Source organism: Microcoleus sp. A6-C6, from assembly GCF_036705955.1.
Lineage (GTDB): Bacteria > Cyanobacteriota > Cyanobacteriia > Cyanobacteriales > Microcoleaceae > Microcoleus.
Genome location: NZ_JAUBVR010000049.1, coordinates 39,263 through 46,642 on the forward strand (window position 1 = coordinate 39,263; position 7,380 = coordinate 46,642).

Annotated in this window: 5 protein-coding genes; 2 read left to right on the forward strand and 3 right to left on the reverse strand. The window is 45.9% G+C overall.

The window, feature by feature from the left end:
• Nucleotides 1–158: 158 nt before the first annotated feature.
• Nucleotides 159–1,517, reverse strand: coding sequence for an RNA-guided endonuclease InsQ/TnpB family protein (locus QUB52_RS19285; protein ID WP_332974602.1), 1,359 nt, complete (start codon nucleotides 1,515–1,517; stop codon nucleotides 159–161).
• Between the two features lie 67 nt (nucleotides 1,518–1,584).
• Here QUB52_RS19285 and tnpA point away from each other — a divergent pair, with 67 nt between their 5' ends.
• On the forward strand, nucleotides 1,585–1,998 hold the full coding sequence (gene tnpA / locus QUB52_RS19290; RefSeq protein WP_265238742.1) for an IS200/IS605 family transposase: 414 nt from the start codon (nucleotides 1,585–1,587) through the stop codon (nucleotides 1,996–1,998).
• A 264-nt stretch (nucleotides 1,999–2,262) separates the two neighbouring features.
• On the opposite strand, the gene QUB52_RS19295 is transcribed toward tnpA, so the two are convergent.
• Together QUB52_RS19295 and QUB52_RS19300 are read right to left on the reverse strand one after the other, a co-directional pair.
• Nucleotides 2,263–3,471 (reverse strand): AAA family ATPase, encoded by a 1,209-nt coding sequence (locus tag QUB52_RS19295; protein ID WP_332967475.1) that lies wholly within the window; start codon nucleotides 3,469–3,471, stop codon nucleotides 2,263–2,265.
• A 70-nt stretch (nucleotides 3,472–3,541) separates the two neighbouring features.
• Nucleotides 3,542–4,087, reverse strand: a complete 546-nt coding sequence (locus tag QUB52_RS19300; protein ID WP_332974601.1) for an RNA 2'-phosphotransferase — start codon at nucleotides 4,085–4,087, stop codon at nucleotides 3,542–3,544.
• A 271-nt stretch (nucleotides 4,088–4,358) separates the two neighbouring features.
• On the opposite strand from QUB52_RS19300, the gene QUB52_RS19305 reads away from it, so the two are divergent.
• Nucleotides 4,359–7,175, forward strand: coding sequence for a diguanylate cyclase domain-containing protein (locus QUB52_RS19305; RefSeq protein WP_332974600.1), 2,817 nt, complete (start codon nucleotides 4,359–4,361; stop codon nucleotides 7,173–7,175).
• The last annotated feature ends 205 nt before the right edge of the window (nucleotides 7,176–7,380 follow it).

The following is a 7,380-nucleotide window of genomic DNA, read 5'->3' on the forward strand; positions in this document are numbered from 1 at the left end:
CTTAATGGTTGCTACCCATCCAACTAGGGGTTATGCTTTCACCTCTGCACTTGAGGGGAAGGACTTACCGCACGGCGGTTCACCTCCAGATGTAATCAGTTATCACCAGTCTTATCAACTGGGCTAACCGTCCCATAAGCCTTTCAGCTTATTTTAGGTTAAACGAATCGCACCATAATTTCCTTCGTGGTACTTTCATCCATAGTTCCTACTACAGAAATTTTCCCACTACGGCGTTTTATACTGGGAAAAATGTCCAATCCCAGTCTTTTTAGGTTAATCGCGGCGTTAAGATCACGGTCAACCATCAAAGATTCCTGTTCATCCCAATAGTCTCTGATACTACAATCGGTGAAAATTATTTCATCTCGATAACACAGAACCATTGAAGTATAAGCAGGATTTTTAGAAATAACAACTGCCCCAGCTTTTAAGGCTATGTAGTTCAGTGTCGTAAAAAAGTTGCCAAATGCAGCGTCAGACCAAGACTTATTTAATCCGGATTTTGCCGATTGACCGTTCGGAAGAAAAGTCCCATCATCAGACTGTTGAGGCTTGTTTCGCGCCTTCAAGCCTTTCAGGTTCAAGTCCTCATGAAAGAAGACTTTTTTTCCAGTTCTCACTAGCTTATGAGCGGTTTTGTAGTGAAAATCTTTTCTTGACCTAGCAATGCGTTGATGTTGCCTAGCTTCACGTTTTGCTAGTTTGCGACGAGACTTAGAGCCACGTTTCCGTTTATTCCGCTTAGTTGAAATCCGGTCTAGAGAGGCTTGATTCTTACGAAGCGGCTTGAAGGATGACAGTTTCTCGCCATCTGATGTTGCGAGATAAACATCTTTATGTAAAACAGCATCTAATCCCAACGAATTGTCCCAAGTTGGAACAATTATATCCTGACATTGGATTGGTACATTCACGTCTTCTAGGACAAATTGAATGAACCAACTATCAGCCTTTTTGGTGACACAGACTTGTTTGACAATAAATCCGTCTGGGATAGGGCGGTGCATTCTGACCTTAACAACTCCCAATTTTGGAAGTCGCAAATATAGCCAGTTCTTGCGAGTTAGTTTAATCCAGCTATTATTGGCAGTAGCAAAAGTCATAGTTCTGAAGCTAGCTTCAGACTTAAATCGTGGTCTACCCGACTTACAACCATTGCTGTCGCCCATAACAAAGCACTCAAATGCCTTGTCAACACGCTTTGATACGTCTTGTAGAATTGTCGAGTCCACCCCTAAAAAGTCCAACAATTCACCACTGTGGAATACTTTTACCAAGTCTTTTTTAATAATTGGTAGTTGTTTCTTTTGGGTATAATAGTTGGGCTTTTCTCGGACAGGAGCAATGCTACTAACTAGCGGACAAGCATTTATGCTTGCTCTGTTCATCGACCACCAGTCAAATCTGTCTCCCAACTGGCGATTATACCAATAACGGCAAATCCTTAGCCACTCATTTAACGAGAGCCTCTGCTTAGTGTCGGGATACATTTTGTACTGGTACGTCGTTTGCACTATCGTTTTGGGATATTAGCCTAACTTGGTGTTAGCATATCATCAATGCCTATTCAGTGTCAATGTCGTGAACAAAGATTTTATCCGCAAGGCAAGGGGAGTCTCAGCACTCAAATGCCATTTGGTGTTAACTACAAAGTATCGAAGGAAAGTCCTGACAGACTTAATGCTGACAAGGCTTGAGTCGATATTTAGGGATTTAATGGAAAAATGGGAAGGAAAGTTGATAGAATTTAACGGAGAGAGCGACCACGTTCATTTGCTGTTGCAGTACAACCCGCAGACAGAACCAAGTAAATTGATCAACAACTTAAAAACTGTTTCTAGTCGGTACTTGAGAAAAGAGTTTGCCGCTGAAATTAACCAAGTATATTGGAAAGAAGTATTTTGGACAAATGGTTATTTCATCGCTTCTTGTGGTGGCGTGACTGTTGAACAATTGAAAAAATACATCAATGAGCAAGATCGACCCACAGAATAAAGAGTTCGCTCGTCTCGTCATCCACCCGCTCACTGCTCAACGCTTACACCGTGTGAGATTGCTCTTCGGGTGGAATCCTCATCTCACCGCGTTTTTCATCCCACACTAACCTTTGATCGGTATAGTGTGGGGATTCCCACCTGTTTAGCTAAATAAATTGTTCCCGAAAGTTTGATATTCAGGAAACTTCCTAATAATTATTCAATATTTGAGGTGGTGCAGTCCGTGCGATAGCCTAGATTGCTTGAGACTCTAAGATCTCACTCAAACAAATTTGTGCGTAAATTCACTGGTAAAATCCACTCTCCCCTTCCGTAACATTGCAGGATCTAATCTTTCAATCGTGTTGCAAGTTAATAAAACTACGAGTTTTTGCTGAAATTGAATCCCGTGTTCGTCCATGACGCTTTGATACAGAGTTCCATCCAGCAAACTCAAAATATGTTCAGTTTTGTTAGTGCGTTGGGCCACTGCGGTCGATCGATCTTGAGCCAAATTATCTGCCTCATTTATAATAATGCAAATCCGCTCCAAATAACTCGGCGGCACAAAATTTTCCACAGCATCATGATCCAAGATAAAAATCACATAACCCAGCGGCACTAAAATCTCCTTTGCTACCGCTTGAGTCCAAGCAGTTTTGCCAGTCCCCGGTTCACCACTAACCAAAACAGCCAACTGATTTTGGTCGAGAATTGCCTGCTGAACAGTATCCGTAAAACTTTGAACTTCCGCAGAAAAAGTCCGAATAGGGAACTGACTGTGAACCTGTCCAACGCGGCTTTTGTACCCGCTGAGAATCACCGCTAAATTGTAAGTAGCCTTGCTAACCAGCGGCGCAATATCTTTGCAAATCAGAGTGTAGCAGCGCCGCCCCCTGTCGTAACTGTCAATTTGCAGCCAACAGCCACATTGAGTCCAATAAGCATAAACAGTACCCAAAACTTCCAAGCGTTCCCAGCTAACAAATCGTTCCGGCGGATAAGAAAAATGTCGTTCCATAAAAGACTGAGTAATCGCATCCGGTTTCCCCAGCAAATCTAGAACTTTAAAAACAGTAATCTCTTGGAGTTTATTCAGAACGTAGTCGATGGGAATACTAGCGCGACTCACCAATTGAACAACAGGCGTTTCGGTAACTAAAACATCTTTGTAGCGGTAATCCGGGTAAACAGGCTGCGGAGTAATGTAATCCCAAAACTCGTCTATTTCGTAGCGAGTATTTTCCGAGAATACATTTAAGATATTCGCCCACCAGGTATATTGATGTCGTCCCATTGCATCGGCAATATCGCTAGCTGCATCTAAACTTTTTTGAGCAAGTTCTACGGGGTCGCTAGACGCTAAGTGCAGCAGGTGTTCCCAATCAAATTGACGGTAGAGAGGTCGCCAGCCTGAGCCAAGCAGCCCTCGATTTTGAGGATTGTTTTGATTGAAATTGTTGTCGCGACCGCCCATATTTTCCGCACTCATATTGTCAAATTCCTACTTACTTTTGTTTTGAATATTTCGCGTATTTTTTTTCACAAGAATACTGAATTGATCAACTTATTTTTAGATAATTGGGTGGCACAAAATCTACCAGCCAAACTTTGTTATCCGAGCAGTAAAATGTATGGCTGTCACGCTGCATTGCTGCGGCATCTACGGTAAAGACTGCCGGGATGCCGTGTCTTGCACCTACTTTACGAGCTGTCTGAATGTCTGCCGACAAATGAACGTGATGCCGTGACATTTTGTTAATTCCTTGACTGAGAATAGACTCGACGGCAGTGCTACCTGTTCCGTGATACAAAATATCTGGGGGGACAGCGGGTTCTAACTGCAAATCAACATCTACGCTGTGTCCTTGGTTGGCACGAATTAGAGTGCCTGTCGAATCGAAGGAAAAGCGCTGTTTGTCGTTTTGCGCGACTACTTGTTTGAGTTCTGCAAGCTGAACAGGGAAGTTATTTTTTTGGCAGGCATTGAGGAGTTCGTTAACAGAAACCCAGCCCCCCGGCGCGAGTTGAATGTTGATGCGTGAGGGCGCATGGCGCAGGTGTTTGCTGAGATATCTGCTGATTTTGATTGATCGTGAATCGTTCATAATTTTACTTGATTGAGTGCCTTAATAATTCGGCTGCTCTCTTATTATATGGCATAATACATTTATATTACAAGATATTTACAGCGGTGTCAAGATGTAGAATAAAAGAATTTAACAGAAGGTGCGATCGATCGCAAGAGCGCGACTGTATGAGTCTAAACTAGCAAATTATTTGGGAAGTATGCAGAATTTTTTGAATCTTGATTCAAAAATTAAAAATCACAAATGGTATGACTTCAGAAAGGGTACAGCGCGCGGAATTTAGATTAAAATGAAGAACTATAAAATGTGGCACAAGCCGATGCAGGTAAAAAAAACAGCGATAATGAATCAGGATGCAAGTAGATTAGCTGTCAGCCGTCAGGGGAAAATAGAAGCAATGGAAATCCAACAGTGGAGTAATAATCGGGTCGATCGCCAGCCACCAAACCCGCCCGATCGCCCAAACCAAATTTCTACCACAAAAGAAGTAGATTCGTCCCTGCAAGAAGGTTTAGATTTTAAAGGAGCGATCGACCGATCGACACTGGCGCTGAGAACAGATGCGCGAGGAATTATCAATTACGTCAGCGATCGACTTTGCAGCATCTCTAACTATTCGCGTACTGAGTTAATCGGTCACCATTTTGGCATCCTCCATTCGGAATATAAGTCTTCGGAATTAATCGAAAATCTGCTGTCAAGTGTTGCCAAAAATGAAGTTTGGCAAGGAGAAATTAAGAATCAAGCCAAGAATGGTAGCGATTATTGGGTGTATGCATCAGTAGTTCCGCTGTTGGACTTGCAGGGAAAACCCTGTCAGTATTTGGCGATCGGATTCGACATCACCGATCGCAAAGCCGTAGAAGCAGCCCAAGCCGCAGCCAACCGGGCAAAAGACGAATTTTTGGCGATCGCGTCCCACGAAATGCGATCGCCCCTGAGCGTGATTTTGGGATGGGTGCAGCTAGCTCGATCGCGCAAGTTAAACGAAGCCACCACCAACCGCGCTTTAGAAATCATCGAGCGCAACGCCAAATTGCAAAATCGGCAAATAGACAATCTCCTGGATCTCTCGCGGCTGCTGCGGGGGAAAGTCCGCCTGAATATCGGCCGAGTTCACCTCCCGTCTGTCATCGAATCGGCGATCGAGACTCTCCGCCCCGCCGCCGAGGCCAAAAACCTCCGCGTAGAAACACACTTCTACCCAGGCGTCAGCTACGTTATGGCAGATGTAGACCGATTGCAGCAAATAGTCGGGAACCTCCTAACCAACGCGATCAAATTCACCCCAGAATCGACACCAGACCCGGTTCAAGTGCGGATCGAGCCTACTCCGTCGGGCGCGCTGATTCGGATCAGCGACAGCGGTTGCGGGATTGACCCCAAATTTCTGCCCCACATCTTTGACTACTTCCGCCCCGGAGATAGCTTCCAGGCCAAGGAACAAAACCGGCTAGGTCTGGGACTATCTATTGTGCGGCAGTTGGTGGAACTGCACGGGGGAACTGTTTGGGCTGCGAGTCCCGGCTTGGCTCAGGGGGCGACCTTTGGGGTGCAGCTACCGATGGCTCAAAGCAACAATTCGCGCGATCACACTCCTGCGATCGCCCAAATGGAAAGCAGACCCGAATCGGTTTCCCAACCCCTAGCGGGAAAGCAAGTGCTGGTGGTGGACAGCAGCGCCGAGAGCCGGGAATTTTTCAAAACTGGCCTGGAAGCATTTGGAGCCAAGGTAACAGCGGTGGGTAGCGCCGCCGAAGCGATGGTCGAGTTGGAACAGTCGTGGCCAGACGTGTTGGTGAGTGATCTGGCTGTGCCGGAAACAGACGGCTGCGATTTGATCCGCCGTGTCAGAGCTATGGAAATGTCCGAGCACAGGGCACTGCTGCCGGCGGTGGCGCTGACGGGAGGCGTCCGTGAGGAGGATTGCGCCTCGGCCCTCTCTGCGGGGTTTCAGAGGCATTTGTCGAAGCCGGTGTCCGCGAATCAGTTGGTAAGTGCAATCGTCCAATTGGCCGGACTGACTGAATACGGCGCGGGAGATGTCGGGGCGATCGCACCCACAGCGGGGCTGTCGGACTCTCACTGCTTTGACGACACCAATAATCATGGCGAAGAATCAACAACAGACAGCCAAGAATTACCGCTGTTGCTGGTAGTTGAAGACAATAATTTTCTGCTGGCTTACCTCCAAATTTTATTGAATCCTTACTATCGAGTCGCCGTGGCGATGGACGGGGTTGAAGGTTTAGAAAAGGCAAAAATTTTGCTGCCAAATTTGATATTGAGTGACCAAATCATGCCGAGACAAAACGGACTGGATTTGCTCAAGGAGATTCGGAACACGCCAGAATTGAGTTCAACTCCGGTAATCTTTTTGACAGCGCGATCTGGGATGGAAGCTCGGATTGAAGGTTTGGATGCGGGTGCTGACGATTATATTTCCAAGCCTTTTGACGAGAGGGAACTGTTGGCGAGGGTAAGAAACTTGCTCAGAACCCACGCAGCCGAACAGCAGTTGACAGTCCTCAACCGTCAGTTGCAGCAGCAGAAAGGACAGTTAGAAAAGGTGAATCTAGCGTTGCAGTATTTGGCAACTTATGATAGTTTGACTGAGGTAAGAAATCGCCGCTCTTTTACTGAACATATAGATACGGAATGGCGGCGCTTGGCAAGGGAAGAAGCACCGTTGTCTTTGATTATGTGCGATATTGATTATTTCAAATTTTACAATGATACTTACGGCCACCAAGCGGGGGATGAGTGTTTGCGGCAAGTGGCGCAGGTTCTCCAGAAATCGCTAAAGCGATCGGCTGATTTAGTAGCGCGTTATGGTGGAGAAGAATTTGCGATAGTTTTGCCGAATACGGATATTCAAGGTGCGGCTTCCGTAGCTGAAATTATCTGCCAACAGGTGCGGGGTTTGCAGATACTTCACGCGAAGTCTGCTGTCAGCGAATACGTGACGCTGAGTTTGGGTGTGGCTTGCTGCATTCCGGCACCGATGTCGCAGCCGGCGGGGTTAATTACGATCGCCGATGAGGCGCTTTATCGGGCAAAAACAGCAGGGCGCGATCGGGTTTCTATAGCCGCATTTGAAGCATAATATTGCTTAGTCCTTAGTCCTTATTCCTTAGTCCTTAGTCGTGAGTTTTTAGTTTTTAGTTTTCACTCAATCGAAATTATATTGTAGTGCGATCGGGACGATCGCCCTTGACGCTCCTGTATTACCAATGGTAAGGATTCAGGTAAAAAATAGTTGATTGAGAGCCGAAAAATATGGTAATGTAGTCAGATGAGCGAAAAGCCAG